This window comes from Micromonospora sp. NPDC048871 (genome assembly GCF_043198155.1).
Lineage (GTDB): Bacteria > Actinomycetota > Actinomycetes > Mycobacteriales > Micromonosporaceae > Micromonospora.
This window is the reverse complement of the sequence record NZ_JBICUM010000006.1, coordinates 216,264-236,611: the sequence shown is the minus strand read 5'-3', so window position 1 is coordinate 236,611 and position 20,348 is coordinate 216,264. Positions and strand designations below refer to the sequence as shown.

Below are 20,348 nucleotides of genomic sequence, written 5' to 3'. Positions count from 1 at the left end.
TGGTTTGACGGCTCCCCCGATCGCCAGAACGTACCCGCCATCCTGGCGCATTCCTGCCGCGCCGGTCCGCCCGACCCGGATTCGATCCGACCCTGCCCGAATACGGCGTTGCGGCCCGGGGGTACATATGAGTGAGCATCGTGGAAGGGAGTGGTGATGAGCGACCCGGCTCCGGTCAACGGACAGCCCGGCGTCCCGGCAGTGCCGGGCCGGCGGCCCGAGGGTGAGGCCACCGAGACGCCACCGGTCACCCTCTGGGACCGGATGCGCCAGGACCCGCAGTACGCCCCGGAACATCTCGCCCTGGAGGCGGTACGCCGACTCGGTCCGGAGGCGGCCACCTGGGTCCGACAGGCCCGCGCGCAGCACCCGAACGCCACCCCGGACTCCCTGGCCGATCAGGTGGTACGCCGATTCGTCAACCAGGCCCGGCTCTCCGGTGCCGTCTCCGGGGCGGCCGGTCTGCCCGGTGCGGTGCTCGATGTCGGGGTGCTCGCCTGGACCCAGGCCCGCATGGTGCTGCACATCGCCGCCGCCTACGGCGCGGACCCGGCACACCAGGACCGGGCCGCCGACCTGCTGGTCCTGCAGAAGGTGCACAAGGTGGCGGCCAGCGCCCGACTGGCCCTGGGGGTGGCGGCGGGCCGGGAACGGGCCGGTGCGCTGTTCGGTGGTGGCGGTCAGACCACCCTGGGTCGGGCGATGCTGCGGCTCGGGATCCGGCTGGCCCAGATGGCCGGGGTACGGGCCGCGAAGCGGGTCTTCGCCAAGGTGGTACCGGGGGCGGCCATCATTCTGGGCACCTGGGCGAACTCCTCGGCCACCAAGAACCTCGCCGAACGCTCCCGGGCCCACTACCGTCAGCACGGTCATCCGCACATCCCGACCCCTCGCCGTTCCCCTGAGGACGACGATCAGTCGGCGTAGCCGGAGGACCGCCAGGTCACCTCGGCGAGACGGGACTGACCGGCCGTGTTGGGGTGGAAGTAGTCCAGGGCGTTGACCAGGTCCAGGTCGAACCTGACCCGGTGCACCGCCCCGCCGTCGTACCGACACCGGGAGCCGTACGCGCGGCAGGCGGCCGACAGTTGTCTGTTGTAGGCCGAGATCCGTTCCTTGAACTCCGTGCGGCGGGCCCGGTCGGCCGGTGCGGTCGAGGTCGGCTCGGCCAGCAGCGCCGGACAGACCCCCCGTCGCCAGGCCCGGGTGGCCCGGGAGTCGTCGTGGCCGACCTCCCAGAGCCGGTACAGGTTGGGGATGCTGACCACCAGCACCCGGGCCTTGGGTCGGCCCTCGCGCAGCACTTTCAGCCCTCGGTCGATCTCGGCCCGGAACTCGGTAACCGGGGTCATCGCCTCGATGGAGTTGCGGCAGGCGTCGTTGGCCCCGATCAGCACGGTCACGTAGTCGGCCCGGTCGCGTACCGCCGCCTCCGCCTGGCCGGCCAACGCGGCGGCCCGGGCCCCCGGTCGGGCGTGGTTGTACGCCTTGTCCCGCAGCTTGGGGTTGCGGTCCAGCAGCCGGCGGTAGTGGCTGTCGACCCGCAGCCCCGACCCGGTGGACCAGGAGTTGCGTTCGCAGGAGGTGAGCACGAGGCAGGAGCCGAAGCCGGTGGTGATGGAGTCACCGAGGGCGGCGACCACCTTGGGGGAGCCGGGTGGCGGGCTGCCGGTGGGTCGGGGGGTCGCCTCTCCGCCCGCCTCGCAGGCCAGGGCGACCAACGCGAGCAGGCAGACGGCGGCGGTTGTCCAGCGTCCAGGCATGACTTCCCCAGCCTCGTAGCGCGCAGAGACGGCAGGATGACTGTACGCGTGGGCCGCGTGACCTTCGTGCCGCCTTGTCGGAGATGCGGCAGATCCCTGTCGCCGGGTCGAGAAGCGTGCTAGTCGCGGTGGTGGCGGTTAGTCCGGGCGGTGCGGGGTAGGTGGAGGTGATGACGAGATCACAGCCCCGGCGTGCCCGCGGCACGGTCGGCCACGCGTACAGCGCACTCAATCTGCGGCTGGTGCTGGCCGGCTTCGGGCTCGTCACCATGGTCGTCTTCGCGGTGCTGGCGTTCCGTGCCGAGCTGGCCTTGCTCGGTGTGGTCTGCGTGATCTTCGCGGTGGTCGCGGTCGTCGACCTGGCCGTCATCCAACGCCGCCGTGCCGCCCGCCGCCGTGAGGAACCCGGTGTGCGGCACTCGCTCTTCGAGTGACGGGAGAAAGCCCTGATGCCCATCGCCACCACCAACCCCGTTACCGGCCAGGTGCTCAAGACCTTCGAGCCGATGTCGGACGAGCAGCTGAGCGACGCGATCGAACGGGCCGATCTGGCGTACCAGCAGCTGCGGGGCACCACCATCGACCAGCGCGGGCGGTGGCTGAACGCGGCGGCGGACCTGCTGGAGGCCGAACGCGACGACATCGCCCGGCTGATGACCACCGAGATGGGCAAGACGTACGCCGCAGCCAAGGCAGAGGTCACCAAGTGCGCCGCCGCCTTCCGCTTCTACGCCGCCCACGCCGCCGAGTTCCTGGCCGATCTACCGGCCGACGCGAAGGCGGTCTCTGCGACCCGGGCCTTCGTCCGCTACCAGCCGATCGGGCCGGTCCTCGCGGTGATGCCCTGGAACTTTCCGCTCTGGCAGGTCGTACGCTTCGCCGCCCCGGCCCTGATGGCCGGCAACACCGGGCTGCTCAAACACGCCTCCAACGTGCCGCAGACCGCCCTGCTGCTGGAGGACGTGATCCGCCGCGCCGGTTTCCCCGAGGGGGCCTTCACGACCCTGCTGGTCGGCTCCGAGGCGGTGGAGCAGATCCTGGGCGACCCCCGGGTACGCGCCGCCACCCTGACCGGAAGCGAGCCCGCCGGCCGGTCCATCGCCCAGATCGCCGGCCGGGAGCTGAAGAAGACCGTGCTGGAACTGGGCGGCAGCGACCCCTTCGTGGTGATGCCCTCGGCCGATGTGGAACTGGCCGCCGAGGTGGCCACCACCGCACGCTGCCAGAACAACGGGCAGTCCTGCATCGCGGCCAAGCGGTTCATCGTGCACACCGAGGTCTACGAGGCCTTCGCGGAGGCGTTCGCGCACCGCATGTCGGCGCTGCGGGTCGGCGACCCGATGGACGCCGACACCGATGTCGGGCCGTTGGCCAGCGAGCGGGGCCGCGACGAGGTCGACGCCCAGGTCCGGGACGCGGTCGACAAGGGAGCCACCGTGCTCTGCGGTGGTCGCAAACCCACCGGGGAGGGCTGGTTCTACCCGCCGACCGTGGTCGCCGACCTCGATCCGAGCATGCGGATGTGGTCCGAGGAGGTGTTCGGGCCGGTGGCCGGGTTGTACCGGGTGTCCTCGTACGAGGAGGCGATCGAGGTGGCCAACGGCACCGCCTTCGGGCTCGGCTCCAACGCCTGGACCCGGGACCCCCAGGAGCAGGAGCGTTTCGCCACCGACCTGGTCGCCGGGGCGGTGTTCATCAACGGCATGACCACCTCGTACCCGGAGCTGCCCTTCGGTGGGGTGAAGAACTCCGGGTACGGCCGGGAGTTGTCCGCCCAGGGCATGCACGAGTTCTGCAACCTCAAGACGGTCTGGATCGGTGCGGGGGAGGCCGGGGCCGGCGCCGGGGCGCACGCCGAGTAGCCCGGCTTACTTTTCCGCCGGCCTGGGTAGGGAGGCCGGCATGACGGCGATCGGTTTCCACGCTTCCCACGAGCAGATTCATCCCCGTGCCCTGCTGGAGGCGGTGTGTCACGCCGAGGAGGTCGGCTTCGACGCCGCGATGTGCTCCGACCACTTCGCACCCTGGAGCGAGCGGCAGGGGCACTCCGGGTTCGCCTGGTCGTGGCTAGGTTCCGCGCTCCAGGCCACCGGGCTGTCCTTCGGCGTGGTCAACGCACCGGGCCAGCGTTACCACCCGGCCATCATCGCCCAGGCGATCGGCACCCTGGCCGCGATGTACCCTGGCCGGTTCTGGGCCGCGCTGGGCTCCGGTGAGGCCGCCAACGAACATGTCACCGGCGAGGCCTGGCCCCGCAAGGAGGTCCGCAACGCCCGGCTGCGCGAGTGCGTGGAGGTCATCCGGGCCCTGCTGGCCGGCGAGGAGGTCAGCCACGACGGGCTGGTCCGGGTCGACCGGGCCCGGCTCTGGACCCGACCCGAGCAGCCGCCCGCCCTGGTCGGCGCCGCGGTCAGTGTCGAGACCGCCCGCTGGTGTGCCGAATGGGCGGACGGTCTGATCACCGTGAACGCCTCCACCGACCACCTTCGCCGCATGATCGACGCCTACCGGGAAGCCGGCGGTCGCGGGCCGATCCACCTCCAGGTGCATCTGAGCTGGGCCGGCAGCCAGGCCGAGGCCGAGGCCATCGCGTACGACCAGTGGCGCAGCAACGTCTTCGCCCCCCCGGTCTGCTGGGACCTGGCCACCCCGGAACACTTCGACGTGGTCTCCGCCCAGGTACCCATGTCCCGCCTGGCCGAGGTGGTCAACATCTCCGCCGACCTGGGCCGACACACCGGCTGGCTGGAGGACTACATCGACCTAGGCTTCGACCAGATAGCCCTACACCACGTAGGCCAGGACCAACGCCCCTTCCTGGACGCCTTCGGCACCCAGGTCCTCCCCAAACTCCCCCACACCCCCTAACCCACCCACCCCACACCCCCTAACCCACCCACCCCCCTAACCCCACCCCCCTCGCGCCCTCTGTCTGTGCCCCGTTGATCATGAGGTTAGCGGCAGTTGTCGATCTCCAGACTGCCGTCAACCTCATGATCAACGCGGCGGAGACAGGGGGTGGGTTAGGAGTTGGCCGGGCCAGGGGGGTTGGGCGGGGCGGGTGAGGGTGAAGGGGGTGGTGGGGGTGAAGCCCTGGCGTTGGTACCAGCGGACCAGGGCGCCGTCGTCGCCGGCGTAGCAGTCCACGCGGAGCAGGTGGACACCGCTTTGTCGGGCCAGGTCGGCGGCGTGCGCCAGTAGTCGGGCACCGATTCCCGCTCCGGCGTACGCCCGGTCGGTGACCAGCAGGTTCACGTACAGCTCCGGTTCGGTGGCCGGGGGCACGTAGTCGTTGGCGGTGCCCACCACGAGCGCGCCGACCGGTCGGTCGCCGATTTCTGCCAGCCACAGACCGTCGCCCTTGGCCCAGCCGTCGGCCTGGGCGATGCGGCGCGGGTCGGTCGACGCGGGCTCGGTGCCCCACTGCCCGGTACGCCCCTGCGCCACCAGCCAGGCGGTGGCGTCGTCCAGCAGTCGCAACACCGCCGCCGCATCCTCCGGCCCTCCGGCCCGCAACACCAGATCATCCATGCCGCCATCCTGCTACCCGGCGACCAGGCGAACAGCGAGGGGCCCGGTGATCAAGAGGTTTGGTCGCCTGGAGGCGGAATCCAGACCCAAACTTTTTGATCAACCGGGCCCCGAGCGGGCCGGGCCGCAGCCGGGCCGGGCCCCTCGCGAGTGGGGCCGGGTGGGGTGCCGGTCGCCGACGGCACCCCACCCGGGGATCAGGAGACGGTGCAGGGTGCGCCGTTGACCGTGATCAGGTTCGGTGCGGGGTTGGCGCCCTTGCCGGTGGTGGCGTTGAAGCCGAACATCGCCGTGCCGCCGGGGGCGATGTTGCCGTTGTACGACTCGTTCTTCGCGGTCACCGTGGCGCCGGACTGCTTGACGTCTGCCATCCAGGCCTCGCGCACCTTGGCGTCACCGGTGAAGGCGAACTTGGCGGTCCAGCCGTTCAGGGTGGTGGTGCCGGTGTTGCGGATGGTCACCTGGCCGGTGAAGCCGGTGCCGCCCTGCCAGGAGCCGTAGTTGGTGTACGTCACCGAGCAGGTGGGTGCCGGCACGGCCGCCGAGTCACCCTGGTCGGCCAGGAACGAGGCGATCCAGGCCAGCGCCGAGTTCCAGTTGATCGCCACCTCGTTGGTCGAGTAGGAGGCGATGTCGTCGACGTAGCAGAACATCGGGGCGCAGCCGGCGAGCAGCTTCTCCACGAACGGGTCCTGCAGGTCGGCGTTGGGACCGCCGGCCAGCGAGCCCGCGGGCGGCTTCGGCATGGTCGGGTCGAGCTGGTAGCCGAAGATGCGGCTGTGCTGGTTCTCCGCCGCGTGCTCGCCCCAACCGGTGACGAACGAGATGTTCAGCGCGTTGCGGCCGAGGATGTAGTCCATCGTCTGCACCGCGCCGTCGCGGTACTTGGCCTGACCGGTCAGGTCGAAGGCGGTGGCCAGCACGATCGCGTTGTTGATCACGTTGCTGTTGCCGCCCCAGAAGTAGCTGCTGGACTCACCCGGCATCGGCAGCCCGTACGCCTGGCGGGCGATCTCGGCGAGGTAGCCGTCCGCGGCGTCGGTCACCGACTTGCGGATGCGGGTCAGCTCGGCCGCCGCCAGCCCGCTGGGCACGGTGGCCAGGTCGAGGCGGCCCAGGGCGGCCACGCTCTGCCAGCCGAAGCCCCGGGCGTCGAAGACGTCGCCGGTGTGGTGCGGCGAGGCGGTCAGGTCGGCCAGGTAGGCGGCCTCACCGGTGGTCAGGTACAGCTCGGCCGCCGCCCAGTAGAACTCGTCGGTGACGTTGCTGTCGTCGTACGCGCCGCCGCCGTTGCCGTCGGTCGGGCTGGCGTAGCGGGTCGGGTTGGCCTTCGCCGCGGCGTAGGCGGTCTTGGCCGCGGTGCCGCAACGCTGCGCGAAGGCGGCGTCGTACGGGGCGAACAGCCGGGCGCACTGGGCCGTGACGGCGGCCAGGTTCAGGGTGGCGGCGGTGGACGGCGGGTGCAGCTCACGCAGCTCCGGGTCGTCCTCGGGCTGCAACGGCAGTCCGGTCCAGTTCTCGTCGTGGATCTTGTGGTGGGCCATCCCGGCGAGCGGCTTGCCGGCCGGCACCTGCATCCGCATCAGGAACTCCAGCTCCCAGCGGGCCTCGTCGAGGATGTCCGGTACCCCGTTGTCCCGCTCGGGCAGCCGCAGGGTGCCGTCGCCGAGGGCGGCACCGAACCCGGCGGTGGCCGCGTTCTTGGTCCGCTCGAAGGTGCTCAGCAACTGGTAGGTGGCGATGCCGCCGTTGACCACGTACTTGCCGTGGTCGCCCGCGTCGTACCAGCCGCCGCGCACGTCCAGCCGGTAGTCGCAGACCCCGGGCTGGCAGGGCACGTCGGTGTCGCCCTGGTTGGGGGCGACCCCCAGGTGGCCGGCCGGGCGGGCGTACTCCTCGCCGACCAGGTCACCGTCGATGGCGATGCCGCTGCGCTGGATGTAGAAGAACTGCAGGGCGTCGGAGCGCAGCTGCTCGTAGAGGGCGCCGGAGATGTCGAACGGGTGGCTGACCTCACCGTCCACCGTCAGGGTCAGGCCCTGTCCGGGGGTGCGGTACGAGGAGAAGTCCAGCGAGTGGACGTTCTGCGCCGAGGCCGGGTCGACCCCGCGGGGGGTGGTGTTGCCGCTGGCCACCACGGCACCGGAGGCGGACTTCAACTGCCAGGGCAGGGCCTCGGTGGCGTCGGTGACCACGGTGGCGTTCTTCGGCCCGTGCGGCAGGTAGCCGACCTGGTTGACCCGGACCCGGGGGCCGGTGTCCGGCTCGTACGGCTCGGGCGGGTTGCCGCCGCGCAGCGAGACGTTGTCCAGGCAGACGGTCTGCTGTTCGGCGGCCCCACCGACCTGGAAGATCAGCTGGGACCGGCTGTCGTCGGTCGGGGCCACGAAGGTCCGCTCGACCCGCTGCTGGGTGGGGGTGGCGGCCGCGATGACCGAGTAGTAGCCGGTGTAGGGGGCGCTGCCGAGTTGCAGCACCGCGGTCACCGAGCCACCCGGGGTCGAGGTGACGTCGAAGCCCAGGGTGTATTCGGCGCCGGCGATCAGCGGCACTCCGTCGTGGCCGATGCCGGCGTCCCACGGGTTGGCCAGGCCACCGGCGACAGTGGTGCAGAGTTGGCCGTCGACCACGCCGAGGGGGCCGGTGCCGAAGGAGAACCAGGGCGAGGAGCCGTTGCTGAAGTCGCCGTTGGTGATTTGTTCGGGTGCGTCTGCCGGGGGGTCGGCGTAGGCGGTGCCGGCGGTGGTGCCGGCCAGCGCCACGGCGGTTGCCGCAGCGAGCACCGCTAGACGACGTCGGGGTGGCGTCACGGGGGATCCTTCCGACGAACAGGACGGGCAAATGGTGGGGGAAACCTGGGAGCGCTCCCAGGTATCGGGCATGTTTCCAGGGACGGCCGATCGTGTCAATCGATCGCACCCGATCCTCATCGGGGCGTTCAGCAGTGAGATTTGCCGCGCCACGCCCGGTCGTCCCGATCTCCTAGAGACAACCCCGCCCTTCGCCTGGCAGGCTGCGTGCCATGACCCTGAAGCTGCGTTCTGCCGGAACGAGCGACTGTGGCCTGATCCGCAGTGGTAACCAGGACGCCCTGCACGCCGGCGCCTGGCTGGTGGCGGTCGCCGACGGCATGGGAGGCATGGCCGCGGGCGACCTGGCCAGCTCGATCGCCATCGAGGCGATGGCCCCACTGGACGTGGAGACCCCCGAGGACGCCCTGGTGGCCGCCCTGCAGAGCGGCATCCAGTCGGCCACCAGCCGGATCCGTCAGGCGGTCGCGGATGATCCGCAACGACAGGGGATGGGCACCACACTGACCGCGCTGCTGTTCGCGCGTACCGGCAGCTGCCTGGCCCTGGCGCATGTGGGCGACTCCCGGGCGTACCTGTTCCGCGAGGGGGTGCTCAAGCAGATCACCCGGGACGACACCTTCGTGCAGATGCTGGTCGACCAGGGCCTGATCACCCCCGACCAGGCCGGCAGCCATCCGCGCCGGGCCGTGGTCACCCAGGCGTTGCAGGGCGACGAGATCTCCCCGACGTACGCGACGATGCTGCCCTGGGCCGGGGACCGGTGGCTGCTGTGCAGCGACGGGTTGTCCAACGTCGTCAGCGCCGAGACCATGGCCGAGGTGCTGGCCGAATACCCGGACCGTCAGGAGTGCGCACGCCGGCTGATCGACCTCGCGCTGCGCGCCGGTGGACCGGACAATGTCACGGTCGTCGTCGCGGACGTGGTCGACGAGGGCTGAGGGCGCCCGAAGGACGGCACCGCTTTCGTCGGCCAGCCGAACACCGTGAACAGGTTCGGACGTGACGTTGCGCCGAGGGCGCTCGCCGTCGCGGCGGCGGACCTAGTGTTGACCTGAGGCGGCCTGTTCCTCGACGACCGGCCTGATCGAGGCAGCCGCCGTCGAGGGGATGCGCGCCCGTGACGGGCGACGGCCGGCAATCCCATCTGCGTGATCCTGATCGACGGGGACAGCGTGCCGCTGGCCACCATCCAGGCACTCGCGCGCTACTGGGAGACCGAGTACGACTGGCGCAGGATCGAGGCGAGACTGAACGACCTGCCGCAGTTCCTTACCGAGATCGACGGCCTGGACATCCACTTCATCCACGTCCGCTCCCGGCACGAGGACGCGCTGCCGCTCATCGTCACGCACGGCTGGCCCGGGTCCGTGATCGAGCAGTTGAAGATCATCGGGCCGCTCACCGATCCGACGGCGTACGGCGCGTCCGCGTCCGACGCCTTCCACCTGGTGATCCCGTCGTTGCCGGGCCACGAACACGGCGGTCTCCGCGTCCCGCCTCTACGCGGAGAACCCGCTCTCCTTCTTCGCCACCAAGGGGGTCTCCGTGCCGGCCGCGGTGAGTGCCTTCCCCGACGAGTTGTACCAGGCCCCGCGCAGCTGGGTCGAGCGGGCGTACCCGAATCTCGTCTACTACCACAAGCTGGACAAGGGTGGGCACTTCGCGGCCTGGGAACGGCCGGAGGTCTTCGTGGAGGAACTGCGCGCCGGCTTCCGGTCGCTGCGCTAGCGACGCCGATGGGGGCCGTGTGAGCTGAGCGCCGCTGCGCTCAAGAACGACCGCGCTGGCCGTGGCAGGGGCAGACTCCTGTGTGAGGGCTGCCCCTGCCCGGTGTCTCCGCCGTGCAGCGGCGACGCCGTGTGCCAGCTACCGCGTACCGGCGGTGCCGGCTGCCTTGATGTCGCAGCGGTCAGCGACCGTCGGCTTCGTCGAGGCCGACGACGAAGGCGCTCCAGGCCGATGGTGGAAACGTCAGCACCGGCCCGCCGCGATCCTTGCTGTCCCGCACCGCGACATGACCGTCGAGTGTGGCGACTTCCACGCAGTTGCCGTTACCCACACTGCGGGTGCTGGTGCGCCACTTCGCCCGGGACAGGTCGAGCGCGGTCATCGCGATCCCTTCATAAATACTGAGGGTGATCGCGCTGACGCGATCACGTAAAGTAGCGAGCAGCTTCTTTCAGGCGGATCAGAGATGCCGCCGGATCCAGCGCCAACCGGCGCAGCCGCTCGTGCACAAGGCTATACGAGCCCACCTGTCCGGCCTCTTCCAGTGCCAGGCCTGTCGTGAGGTTTTCCAGGTAGACCACGGCGGCGTCGGCGGCGTCGGCGAAGGTGAGGATCACGTACGGGGAGTTCATCGCCGGGTGCCCGCCCGCCTCGAAGGGCAGTACCTGAATCGTGACGTTCGGTAGTTGAGCGACCGTCTCCAGATGCGACAGTTGACCCGCCATTACGGCCCGGTCGCTGACAGGGCGTAACAGGACGGCCTCGTTCAACACCACCGACAGTTCGACCGGGGCGTCGCTGTGCAGCACGTCCTGTCGGCGGAGTCGGGCGGCGACCTTGCGGTCGAGATCCTCCTCGCCGGCGGTCAGCCGGTAGACCTCCCGGGCGTACGCCTCGGTCTGCAACAGGCCGGGCACCGCCTCGGCCTCGTAGGTGCGCAGGGTGGCGGCCTCGGCCTCCAGGCCGACATAGAACTCGAACCATTCCGGCAGTACGTCGCTGTAGTGCTGCCACCAGCCGCGTTGCTGGGCGCCACGGGCGATCTCGATGAGGGCCTCGGCGTCGTTTCCGGTCACTTGATACAGGGCCAACGCGGCGCGTACGTCGCGGGGCTTGATGCCGATCTGGGCGTTCTCGATGCGGGAGAGGTTGCTTTTGGACATGTCCAGTTGCCGGGCGGCGACATCCAGCGTCATTCCGGCGCTTTCCCGCAGTTGACGGAGTTCCCGAGCGATGCGGCGGCGGCGAACAGTGGGGCTTGCGGTCACCCTCCGAGTCTGTCACGGGGAAATCCGCAGGTCGCATCAGCACGGAGTGCAACTGTCGAAAACGGGAGTTGCATTGCAGTGCATCGACGTGCATGCTTTCCCGGGTTCGCGATCACACAGGACGGCCATTCGGGGGAGGACCGTTGCTCATCGCCGACGAGTTCTTCCTGATCGCCCACAACGACATCCGTGGCAAGGCGAAACTGCACCCGGCCGCCACCGGTCTGGGCCTGGCCGGCGGGCTGCTCGGCGAGTTGATCCTCTATGGACACCTGACCGTCACCAACGGTCAGGTCAGCGTGATCGACCGCCGTCCGCCCGCGGACGCCCTGGCGCACACCGTGCTGGACCAGTTGATCGGTGAGGCCCAGCACCAGTCGGTACGCACCTGGCTCAGCTTCCTCGCCCAGACCTCGGTGACCTCGGTGGGGGAGCGGCTCTGTCGGGCCGGTGCGCTGCGTCGGCAGGAGAGCCGACGGCTGCTGCGCACCACGGTCAGCTACGTGCCGATCGATCCCAATGTGGCCGCCTGGCCGGCTACCCGGCTGCGTGCGGTGCTGGAACGTGCCGACCCGCCGAGCGTGCCGGACGCGCTGCTGCTGGGTCTGGTCGCCTCCGCCGGGTTGACCCGGGAAGTGCTGTGGAGCGCCGGCCCCCGTGCCCACCACCGACTCAATCTGATCATCCCCGCTCTGCCGGCCCCCCTCAAGGAGCTCGTGGCGCACACCGAGGCCGCAGTGGGCGCGGCCGTGCTGCGCGGCACCTCCTGAGCCGGCGCCTAAACCCCCTCACACTCATCCGGAGTCATCCATGTCCTCCACACTGACACCACAGCGACCAAGCAACGTCTCCGAGGCGCTGGCCCGGGGCCGGCTCGGCGTACCCTCCGTGGTCTTCTTCGTGCTCTCCGCGGCAGCGCCGCTGACCGTGGTGGCCGGGGTGGTCACCACCGGCTACGGGGTCATCGGGGTGCTCGGTATCCCGCTGGCCTTCCTGGCGGTCGCCGCCGTGCTGGCGATCTTCTCCGCCGGGTACGTGGCGATGGCCCGTCGGATGGCCAACGCCGGGGCCTTCTACGCCTACGTCGCGCGGGGCCTGGGTCGCCCCGCCGGGGTGGGTACGGCCTGGGTGGCGCTGCTGGCCTACAACGCGCTTCAGGTGGGGCTCTACGGCACCATCGGCGCGGCGGCCACCCCGGTGCTGGACCGGCTGTTCGGCATCGCCCCCCAGTGGTGGGTGGTGGCACTGGTGGCCTGGGCCATGGTGGGGCTGCTGGGCCTGCTGCGGGTGGACATCAACGGCATGGTGCTGGCCGCCCTGCTCTGCGCCGAGATCGCCATCATCCTGCTGTTCGACCTGGGCCAGTTGAGCAACCCGGCCTCCGGCGGGGTCAGCTTCGCGGCCTTCTCCCCGGACAACTTCTTCGTGCCCGGGGTCGGTGCCGTGCTGGTGCTGGCGATCCTCGGCTTCGTCGGCTTCGAGGCCTCGGTGGTGTTCAGCGAGGAGAGCAAGGACCCCAAGCGCACCGTGCCGATGGCCACCTACCTGTCCGTGGCGATCATCGGTGTGGTCTACGCCCTGTCCTCGTGGAGCATGACGGTCGCCGTGGGACCGGACCGCATCGTCGAGGAGGCCAACGCCCAGAGCATCGACCTGATCTTCAACCTGGCGGGAGCGCACCTGGGTGACACCGTGCTCACCATCGGGCAGGCACTCTTCCTGACCTCGGTGCTGGCCGCGATGATCTCGTTCCACAACACGACCGCCCGGTACGCCTTCGCGCTGGGCCGGGAGCGGGTGTTGCCGGCGATCTTCGGCCGTACCTCCCCGGTCACCGGGGCCCCCCGGGCCGCCTCGCTGGCGCAGAGCACCCTGGGCCTGGCGGTCATCCTGCTGTACGCGATCAACGGCTGGGACCCGGTGCTCCAACTGTTCTTCTGGCTGGGCATCACCGGCGGCTTCGGGGTGCTGCTGCTGATCGCCACGACCGCCGTCGCGATCATCGCCTACTTCGCGCGCAGCGGGGAGCAGGAGACCCTGTGGCGCCGGCTGATCGCTCCCGCCATCGCCGGGATCGCGTTGATCTCCATCATCGTGCTGGCCGTGCAGAACTTCGCCGACATGCTCGGGCTGGAGCCCGACTCGCCGCTGCGCTGGCTCTTCCCGGCGGCATACCCGGTGGCCGCCGCACTCGGTGTGCTCTGGGGGCTGGTGCTGCGCAACAGCCGCCCGGACACCTACGCCCGGATCGGTCTGGGTGCGGAGAGCACCGCCGCGGTGCTGCCCACCACGGAGGTGGGGCGATGACCGAGGTGAGCATCGTACGGCTGGAACCGGCCGACGCCCGGTGGGTGGCCGAACGGATCGCGGAGGCCTTCCTGGTGCTGGACGCCACCCGGTGGCTGGTGCCGGAGGAGGCCAAGCGGGAGGCGGTGCTGGCCGGCCAGTTCGAGATCGTGGTCTCCCACGCCCTGCGGCACGGGCTGGTCTTCGGCACCACCGACCGGGCCGGGGTGGCGGTCTGGCTGCCCTCGGTCGGCGACCCGCTGCCCGAACCGGAGGACTACGACGCCCGGCTGGCCGCCGCCTGTGGCGAGTGGACCCCCCGCTTTGCCCACCTGGACGAGCTGTTCGCCACCCACCATCCGCACGCCGATCACCACCACCTGGCGTTGCTGGCCGTGCGGCCGGATCGGCAGGGCACCGGGGTGGGCAGCGCCCTGCTGCGGCACCACCACGCCTGGCTGGACGCCAACGGGATACCGGCCTACCTGGAGGCCAGCAGCGAGAGCAACCGGGTCCTGTACGCCCGGCACGGCTACCAGGAGTCCGAGCCGTTCCGGCTGCCGGACGGCACCCCGTTCTGGCCGATGTGGCGCGAGCCGCGTACCGACTGAGCGCGGACACGACGGTGGCCGGGCCCGCCGGCCCGGCCACCGTCGCCACCCCCTCCTAGTACGTTCCGTCGAGTTGCCCCCGCAGCTTCGTCAGCGCCCGGGCCAGCAGCCGGGACACATGCATCTGTGACACCCCGATCTGCTCGGCGATCTGCGACTGGGTCAGGTTCCCGTAGAAGCGCAGAGTCAGGATCTTCTGCTCACGCTCGTCCAGGGTGGCCAGGGCCGGCCCCAGCGCCACCCGCAGCTCGGCCAGCTCGAACTCGCTGTCCTCACCGCCGAGCATGTCACCGAGCTCGGTGGCCCGGTCGCCGTCGCCGGTGGGGGTGGACAGGGAGACGGCGTTGTACGCGCGGGCGCCCTCCAGGCCCTCCAGGACCTCTTCCTCGGTGAGCTTGAGGTGGGCGGCGATGTCGGCCACGGTCGGCGAGCGGCCGAGGGTCTGCAGCAGCGAGCTGTTGGCGTCCGAGATGGCCAGGCGCAGTTCCTGCAACCGTCGGGGCACCCGGATGTCCCAGGTGCGGTCGCGGAAGTGGCGCTTGAGCTCGCCGATGATGGTGGGGATGGCGTAGCCGGCGAAGTCGACACCCCGGGAGGGGTCGAACTTGTCGATGGCCTTGATGAGGCCGACGGCCGCGGTCTGGGCCAGGTCGTCGGTCGGCTCGCCCCGCCCGCTGTAGCGGTGGGCCAGGTGGTTGGCCAGCGGCAGCCATGCCTCGATGGCCCGGTCGCGCAGCGCGGCGCGGGACGGGTGTCCGGCGGGCAGCGCGGCCATCGCGTTGAGCAGGTCGGTGGCGCTGTCGGTGAGCGCTCGCGGGTCGAGCTTGGCCGCGGTCGTCGGCGCGGTAGCCGCCTCGCTAATCGTTGGCGCGGTCATGGTGGTCCTCCCTGCACCTCGTCCGCGGATAAAGACGTGACGCTTCGGTTGGGCACTGTTGGTACGTTCGGGAGTCACCATAGCCTGATAGGCCAACAGAAATCTAGCCGAACGGACGATGTGTTTAAGTGATTTAAACCGTGAAATCGGTTCAAATTGGTCATGGGTAACGGGCATCGACCGGGCTTACTGCTCTCCGCATCCGGTCGCCGGGCGGGTCGCGGTCGGGTGCGGCCACCGGGTTTCCGGCGGCCCAGACGGGTTACTCAAGGGCCGGATCGGCACGCACCCCAAACTCGAGGAGGCCGCACCATGCCCGGCGAGACGACCAGCGCTGTGACCGAGCACCGCGAGCAGGCGGTGGAAGGGGAGCGGGGAGCGCTGTTGGCCGTACTGGTGATGGTGGTGCTCGGCTTGGCCGGCATCTTCGCCGTTTCCTGACCAGCGGGGGCGCCCCGGTCGCATCGGGCGCCCCCAACTCGTCGTCCTGCCTGACTCAGGGCCGGGAACCCTGGCCCTCGGTGTGCGCCAGCCGCTTCGCCGGAATGACCCCGAGCCGTCCGGCCTGGTAGTCCTCGAAAGCCTGGATCAGCTCGTCCCGGCTGTTCATCACGAACGGGCCGTACTGGGCCACCGGCTCCCGGATCGGCTGACCACCCATGATGTACAGATCCAGGGTGGGAGTCCGGCTGTCCTGCCGGGCGTTGGCCTTGATCCGCAGGGCGTCACCCGGGCCGTGCACCGCCAGCTGCCCGGTCCGGACCCCACGGCCGTTGGCACCGACCGTGCCACGCCCGCCCAGCACGTACACCAGGGCGTTGAAGTCCGGCCGCCAGGGCAGATCGACCTGCGCCCCCGGCTCGACGGTCACGTGGGTGACCGTGATCGGGGTGTACGTCGAGCCCGGTCCCCGGTGCCCGGCGATCTCACCGGCGATCACCCGGATCAGCGCACCGCCGTCCGGGGTGGTGAGCAGGGCGGCCTGGTTGCCCCGGATGTCCTGGTACTTCGGCGGGCTCATCTTCGCCACCTTGGGCAGGTTGACCCAGAGCTGGGTGCCGTGGAACAGCCCGCCGCTGACGACCAGGTGCTCCGGCGGGGCCTCGATGTGCAGCAGACCACTGCCGGCGGTCATCCACTGGGTGTCGCCGTTGGTGATCGTGCCGCCCCCGCCGTGGGTGTCCTGGTGCTCGAAGACCCCGTCGATGATGTAGGTGACGGTCTCGAAGCCCCGGTGCGGGTGCCAACTGGTGCCCTTCGGCTCGCCCGGGGCGTACTCCACCTCGCCCATCTGGTCCAGGTGCAGGAAGGGGTCCAGCTCGCTGACCGGTACCCCGGCGAAGGCCCGGCGCACCGGGAAGCCCTCGCCCTCGAAGCCGCTGGGCGCGGTGGTCAGCCGACGGACCGGGCGGATGGTGGTGGTGGACTCGTCCAGCCGGGGCAGGCGGGGCAGGACGAGGACGTTGTCGACCGTGATCGCGGGCATCGAAGGCTCCTTCAACTGTCGCTGTGGGCGGGGCTGGCGGTTGCCTGTAGCCGCTGGCCGAGTCGGGTGAAGATCCTGGTCAGGCAGGCGATCTCGGCGTCGTCGAGGTCGTCCATCAGGTGGGTACGTACGGAGTGCAGGTGCTGCGGTGCGGCCTCGCGCAGGGCCAGCAGGCCGGCGGCGGTGAGCACCGCCTCGCTGCCCCGGCCGTCCTGCGGACAGGGCTGCCGCACCACCAGGCCGCGCCGCTGCATCGAGGAGATCTGGTAGGTCAGCCGGCTGGGGGAGAAGACCAGTCGGCCGGCCAGCTCGCCCATCCGCAGCCGGTGCCCGGGGACCTCGCTGAGCAGCACGAGCACGTGGTAGTCGGCGAGGCTCAGCTCGCTGGTGGCGCGCAACTCCTCCTCCAGCCGGGTGAGTAACCGCTGGCTGGCCTCGATGTACGCCCGCCAAGCAGCTAGCCGGTCGGCGCTCAGGCTCTCGGTCATGGCCCCACGATAGCTCAAAATTCAAATTTGAACAAACTCACTGGACTGCTGGCTGGAAGACTGACCAACGGGCAGGCGAGGTCAGGTATTGAAGGATTGAATGACCGGATCGGATTTCCAGCGGCCGCACGGCCGACGCCACGACGAGCATCTGCACGCCCGACTGGCCACCGACTGAGATGCGATCCGCCCCCGACCGTCATGGTCGAGGGCGGCCGGACGTCGTCGGCGTCCGTCGATCGGGTGCTCAGCCCGCGGTCTGCGGGGTCCGCCCGCCCAGGTGCAGTCGACCCAGCACCTGACGGGCCTGTTCGGCCACGTCCGCGTCGACGATCACGGCGTACTGGTTGGCGCGCAGCGAACTGGCCGAGGTGAAGTCCCGCTTGCCGCCGGTCATGGCGTGTGCCACCGCCCCGAACACCGCGCCCCAGAGGGCCCCGATGACCAGGCCGGCCAGGATTACCGCGATCCAGTTGCCGACGGTGAAGATGCCGAACAGCAGGCCGATGAACAGACCGAACCAGGCACCGGTGCCGGCGCCGATCAGTCCGGCACGAGCTGTCGTCATCCGGCCCAGAACGGTCTCCACCAGGGTCAGATCGGTGCCCACGATCGCGCTGCGTTCCACCGGGAACCGGTTGTCGGCCAGGTGGTCCACCACCCGTTGGGCGGAGGGATAGTCCGGGTAGGCCCCGATCGTCACGGTCGGTGGACCGAACTGCGGACTCTGCCCGTCGCCGCTGGGTGCCGCGGTCCGGCCACCCGGGCCCGACGGGAGGGTGCCGCCGCCGGTCACGCCCGGCTGCCAGGCCGGGGGATTCGACTGTGTGGTCATGGGTCTCCTCCTTCGTCGTACCAGGCGTTCCCGTCCGAGGGCAGCGGTAACGCGCCGGCGCCGGGGATGAGGAGAGGAGGAAGGCCCCCCGCCGGTGCCCGAAGGCGGTGGCGGGGGGCCTGTCCGGAGGGGGGTGATCAGGTGCAGTTGGTGCCGTTGAGGGTGAAACCACTCGGCGCCGGCAGGCTGCTACCGCTGTAGGTGCCCTGGAAGCCGGTGCTGAGGGTGCCCCCGCTGGGCAGGCTGCCGTTCCAGTCGGCGTTCCGCACCGAGATGCGGTCGCCGGACTGGCTCCAGGTGCCGTTCCAGCCGTTGCTCAGCCGTACCCCGGAGCCGGGGTTGAAGGACAGGGTCCAGCCGTTCACCGCGCTGCCGCGGTTGGTCACCCGGATCTCGGCGGTGAAGCCACCGGTCCAGGTGTTCGGGGTGAAGGTCACCGTGCACCCACCGGCCGGCGGCGGGGTGGTCGGCGGCGGCGGAGGAGTGGTGGGGGGCGGCGGGGGAGTGGTCGGGCCGGGGGTGGTGGGGGCCGGCGTGGTGGGCAGCGGCCCGGCCGCGATGGCCAGGTCGTACGCCCGCTGCGGCACGAACTGACCGGCGGCGGCGATGCAGCCGTCGGCCTCACCGGGCAGCTTGACCCAGAGGAAGGCGTCGATCGCCGAGTCGCCGGTGTTGGTGGTGCTCGGCGTGCCGATGGCCCGCCCCGGCGGGTCGCACCACTCCGAGCCGGCGGGACCGTTGCCGTTACGGCTGGTGTCGATGACCGCCTTCAGGCGGGAGATCCCGGTCGCCGCGATGATCGACTTGGCGTAGGAGACCTCACCGGCGGTGCTCCGGTAGTTCGACACGTTCACCGAGATGCCGTCGGCGCTGTTGGCGATGTCCGCGGCGAGCAGCCGGTTGGCGGCCTCGCCGGCAGAGAGCCAGCCGCCGTGGCCGATGTCGTAGTAGACCTTCGCCGCCGAGGAGGCACGCTTGAGGGCCTTGCCGGCGTACGCCATCGAGGCCCGGACCTCGGCCTGCTGGTTGCCGTCCATGCAGCTGGTCATGATGGGGAGCACGTCCGGCTCCAGGATGATGGTGGCCGGTCGGCCCTGCAGGCCGGCCGCCACCTGGTCCACCCATTGGCGGTAGGCGCTGTGGTTGGGGGCCCCGCCACCGCTGTGGTTGCTGCAGTCGCGGTTGGGGATGTTGTAGACCACCAGGATCGGGATCTTGCCCGCTGCGGCGGCGGCGCCGACGAACTGGCTGACCTCGCCCTGCACGGTCGAGGTGTTGGTGGTGGTGTACCAGCGGGGCTGCGGCACGTTGGCGATCCGGTCCCGGATCACGGCGGCCCGGGAGTCACCCGGGTTGGCCGCCACCCAGCGGGCGGCGCTGGTCTGCGGGTCCACGTAGAAGGCGGAGTCGGCCGCTGCGGCGGGCGCTGCCAGCAGCGCGCCCACACCGACGGTGGCGGCGACGGTCAGTGCCGTCACCGCGCCGACCACGGCGGACGTGCGTCGGGTTCTCATGGTCTGCTCCTCGGATATATCGAGCAAGTTGCGTGGAAGCGCTCCCACATGTCCGCCAAGGTACGGGCCCGTTGCGAAATTGTGAAGACCTTCCGGAAGCATCGACAGCTTTAGGTGTATCTCTCGGCCTGGTCAGCCCCCGGACGAACGGATTCGGGTCCGACCGGTACGTAGGATCACCGGATGACTACCGATCGGACCGGCGTCGTGGTGGTCGGTGCCGGCATCGCCGGAGTGGCCTGTGCGCAGGAGCTGCGCCGGGCCGGGGTGCCGGTGGAGATCCACGAACGGGCCCGGGTGGTCGGCGGCCGGATGGCCAGCAAACGCTTCGACGGACGCCCGGCCGACCTCGGGGCGGCCTACTTCACGGTCAGCGATCCGGACTTCGCCGAGGAGGTGGCCCGGTGGCAGGGGGTCGGGCTGGCCCGGGAGTGGACCGACACCTTCCTCGCCTACGGCGAGCAGGGCAGGCGTACGGTCAGCGGTCCCCTGCGGTGGGCCGCCCCCGGTGGGCTGCGCTCGCTGGTCGAACACCTGGCCCGGGACCTGCCCGTGCGGGTGAACCGCCTGGTGCTCGACGTCGCTCCGGGCCCCGCCGTGGACGGCCGCAGCTGCCAGGCGGTCGTGCTGGCGATGCCCGGGCCCCAGGCCGCGCTGCTGCTGGACCCCGCCCTGACCGCCGCCACCGAGGCGCTCGCCGCCCAGCGCTGGTCACCCGCCCTGGCGGCGGTGCTGCGGTTCCCGGCCCGACGCTGGCCGGACTTCCGGGGGGCCTTCGTCAACGACCACCCGGTGCTGCGGCTGGTCTGCGACGACGGGGACCGCCGGGGCGACCAGGCCCCCGTGCTCGTCGCGCACACCACCGGGCAGTTCGCCGAAGGCCACCTGGCCCAGCCCACCGCCGCCGCCCCGGCGGTCGAGGCGGCCGTACGCGACCTGCTGGGTCTGCCCGACCCGGCGGTGGCGGTGCACCTGCACCGGTGGCGCTACGCCCAGCCCATGGCCGGTGATCCCGCCACCTTCCACCTGGACGAGGCGGGCATCGGGCTGGCCGGCGACGCCTTCGGTGCCCAACCCCGGGTGCAGACCGCCTGGCGCTCCGGCCGGGACCTGGGGCGGGCCCTGGCGCAACGACTGGCCTGAGCCCT

At 70.7% G+C, this 20,348-nt stretch carries 21 protein-coding genes and 1 pseudogene; 12 read left to right on the top strand and 10 right to left on the bottom strand.

Features of this window, described 5'->3' with window-relative positions:
- Window positions 1-156: 156 nt before the first annotated feature.
- The gene (locus ACGFIK_RS16560; protein WP_327026887.1) at window positions 157-927 is read left to right on the top strand and encodes an EcsC family protein; all 771 of its coding nucleotides are present in this window, start codon (window positions 157-159) and stop codon (window positions 925-927) included.
- On the opposite strand, the gene ACGFIK_RS16555 is transcribed toward ACGFIK_RS16560, so the two are convergent.
- Entirely contained in the window at window positions 915-1,763 is an 849-nt protein-coding gene (locus tag ACGFIK_RS16555; protein ID WP_327026886.1) for a GDSL-type esterase/lipase family protein, read from the bottom strand. The genes ACGFIK_RS16560 and ACGFIK_RS16555 overlap by 13 nt on opposite strands.
- A gap of 170 nt (window positions 1,764-1,933) precedes the next feature.
- On the opposite strand from ACGFIK_RS16555, the gene ACGFIK_RS16550 reads away from it, so the two are divergent.
- Genes ACGFIK_RS16550 through ACGFIK_RS16540 form a run of 3 tightly spaced genes read left to right on the top strand, consistent with a single transcriptional unit; the run spans window position 1,934 to window position 4,631 of the window.
- Complete coding sequence (locus ACGFIK_RS16550; RefSeq protein WP_327026885.1) at window positions 1,934-2,197, top strand: DUF6343 family protein; 264 nt, start codon at window positions 1,934-1,936, stop codon at window positions 2,195-2,197.
- A gap of 15 nt (window positions 2,198-2,212) precedes the next feature.
- Window positions 2,213-3,625, top strand: a complete 1,413-nt coding sequence (locus ACGFIK_RS16545) for an NADP-dependent succinic semialdehyde dehydrogenase (protein ID WP_357530835.1) — start codon at window positions 2,213-2,215, stop codon at window positions 3,623-3,625.
- A gap of 40 nt (window positions 3,626-3,665) precedes the next feature.
- Window positions 3,666-4,631: a TIGR03885 family FMN-dependent LLM class oxidoreductase gene (locus tag ACGFIK_RS16540; protein WP_327026883.1), complete on the top strand. Its 966-nt coding sequence runs from the start codon at window positions 3,666-3,668 to the stop codon at window positions 4,629-4,631.
- Window positions 4,632-4,760: 129 nt separating this feature from the next.
- On the opposite strand, the gene ACGFIK_RS16535 is transcribed toward ACGFIK_RS16540, so the two are convergent.
- Complete coding sequence (locus tag ACGFIK_RS16535; RefSeq protein WP_327026882.1) at window positions 4,761-5,294, bottom strand: GNAT family N-acetyltransferase; 534 nt, start codon at window positions 5,292-5,294, stop codon at window positions 4,761-4,763.
- A gap of 197 nt (window positions 5,295-5,491) precedes the next feature.
- Window positions 5,492-8,104, bottom strand: a complete 2,613-nt coding sequence (locus ACGFIK_RS16530; protein WP_327026881.1) for a glycoside hydrolase family 9 protein — start codon at window positions 8,102-8,104, stop codon at window positions 5,492-5,494.
- A 212-nt stretch (window positions 8,105-8,316) separates the two neighbouring features.
- On the opposite strand from ACGFIK_RS16530, the gene ACGFIK_RS16525 reads away from it, so the two are divergent.
- The 3 genes and pseudogenes from ACGFIK_RS16525 to ACGFIK_RS16515 all read left to right on the top strand — a co-directional run bounded on the left by ACGFIK_RS16525 (window position 8,317) and on the right by ACGFIK_RS16515 (window position 9,835).
- The gene (locus ACGFIK_RS16525) at window positions 8,317-9,045 is read left to right on the top strand and encodes a protein phosphatase 2C domain-containing protein (protein WP_327026880.1); all 729 of its coding nucleotides are present in this window, start codon (window positions 8,317-8,319) and stop codon (window positions 9,043-9,045) included.
- 210 nt (window positions 9,046-9,255) lie between these two features.
- A pseudogene (locus tag ACGFIK_RS16520) lies at window positions 9,256-9,423 on the top strand (epoxide hydrolase N-terminal domain-containing protein); the annotation flags it as partial.
- A 229-nt stretch (window positions 9,424-9,652) separates the two neighbouring features.
- Window positions 9,653-9,835 (top strand): hypothetical protein, encoded by a 183-nt coding sequence (locus ACGFIK_RS16515; protein WP_393340179.1) that lies wholly within the window; start codon window positions 9,653-9,655, stop codon window positions 9,833-9,835.
- Between the two features lie 181 nt (window positions 9,836-10,016).
- Here the strand turns inward: ACGFIK_RS16515 and ACGFIK_RS16510 are convergent, their stop codons facing one another.
- Window positions 10,017-10,217: a DUF397 domain-containing protein gene (locus tag ACGFIK_RS16510; protein WP_327026879.1), complete on the bottom strand. Its 201-nt coding sequence runs from the start codon at window positions 10,215-10,217 to the stop codon at window positions 10,017-10,019.
- A gap of 43 nt (window positions 10,218-10,260) precedes the next feature.
- Entirely contained in the window at window positions 10,261-11,103 is an 843-nt protein-coding gene (locus ACGFIK_RS16505; protein WP_327026878.1) for a helix-turn-helix transcriptional regulator, read from the bottom strand.
- A 143-nt stretch (window positions 11,104-11,246) separates the two neighbouring features.
- On the opposite strand from ACGFIK_RS16505, the gene ACGFIK_RS16500 reads away from it, so the two are divergent.
- From ACGFIK_RS16500 to ACGFIK_RS16490, 3 genes are read left to right on the top strand one after another with little or no spacing between them, the layout of a single operon-like run.
- Entirely contained in the window at window positions 11,247-11,873 is a 627-nt protein-coding gene (locus ACGFIK_RS16500) for a GPP34 family phosphoprotein (RefSeq protein ID WP_327026877.1), read from the top strand.
- A 40-nt stretch (window positions 11,874-11,913) separates the two neighbouring features.
- Complete coding sequence (locus tag ACGFIK_RS16495) at window positions 11,914-13,410, top strand: APC family permease (protein ID WP_327026876.1); 1,497 nt, start codon at window positions 11,914-11,916, stop codon at window positions 13,408-13,410.
- Window positions 13,407-14,000, top strand: a complete 594-nt coding sequence (locus ACGFIK_RS16490) for a GNAT family N-acetyltransferase (protein ID WP_327026875.1) — start codon at window positions 13,407-13,409, stop codon at window positions 13,998-14,000. Before ACGFIK_RS16495 ends, ACGFIK_RS16490 begins: the two co-directional genes overlap by 4 nt.
- A gap of 55 nt (window positions 14,001-14,055) precedes the next feature.
- On the opposite strand, the gene ACGFIK_RS16485 is transcribed toward ACGFIK_RS16490, so the two are convergent.
- A complete protein-coding gene (locus ACGFIK_RS16485) occupies window positions 14,056-14,877 on the bottom strand; it encodes a SigB/SigF/SigG family RNA polymerase sigma factor (protein ID WP_327026874.1) in 822 nt (273 codons plus the stop codon).
- A gap of 312 nt (window positions 14,878-15,189) precedes the next feature.
- On the opposite strand from ACGFIK_RS16485, the gene ACGFIK_RS16480 reads away from it, so the two are divergent.
- A complete protein-coding gene (locus ACGFIK_RS16480) occupies window positions 15,190-15,318 on the top strand; it encodes a hypothetical protein (RefSeq protein ID WP_327026873.1) in 129 nt (42 codons plus the stop codon).
- Window positions 15,319-15,373: 55 nt separating this feature from the next.
- Here the strand turns inward: ACGFIK_RS16480 and ACGFIK_RS16475 are convergent, their stop codons facing one another.
- The 4 genes from ACGFIK_RS16475 to ACGFIK_RS16460 all read right to left on the bottom strand — a co-directional run bounded on the left by ACGFIK_RS16475 (window position 15,374) and on the right by ACGFIK_RS16460 (window position 19,200).
- Window positions 15,374-16,363 (bottom strand): pirin family protein, encoded by a 990-nt coding sequence (locus tag ACGFIK_RS16475; RefSeq protein WP_327026872.1) that lies wholly within the window; start codon window positions 16,361-16,363, stop codon window positions 15,374-15,376.
- An 11-nt stretch (window positions 16,364-16,374) separates the two neighbouring features.
- Window positions 16,375-16,851 carry a MarR family transcriptional regulator gene (locus ACGFIK_RS16470; RefSeq protein WP_327026871.1) on the bottom strand — a complete coding sequence of 159 codons (477 nt, stop codon included), beginning with the start codon at window positions 16,849-16,851 and terminating at the stop codon, window positions 16,375-16,377.
- Between the two features lie 247 nt (window positions 16,852-17,098).
- The gene (locus ACGFIK_RS16465; RefSeq protein WP_327026870.1) at window positions 17,099-17,686 is read right to left on the bottom strand and encodes a general stress protein; all 588 of its coding nucleotides are present in this window, start codon (window positions 17,684-17,686) and stop codon (window positions 17,099-17,101) included.
- 137 nt (window positions 17,687-17,823) lie between these two features.
- Window positions 17,824-19,200 (bottom strand): glycoside hydrolase family 6 protein, encoded by a 1,377-nt coding sequence (locus ACGFIK_RS16460; RefSeq protein ID WP_327026869.1) that lies wholly within the window; start codon window positions 19,198-19,200, stop codon window positions 17,824-17,826.
- A gap of 183 nt (window positions 19,201-19,383) precedes the next feature.
- On the opposite strand from ACGFIK_RS16460, the gene ACGFIK_RS16455 reads away from it, so the two are divergent.
- A complete protein-coding gene (locus ACGFIK_RS16455) occupies window positions 19,384-20,343 on the top strand; it encodes an NAD(P)/FAD-dependent oxidoreductase (protein WP_393340019.1) in 960 nt (319 codons plus the stop codon).
- Window positions 20,344-20,348: the final 5 nt, after the last annotated feature.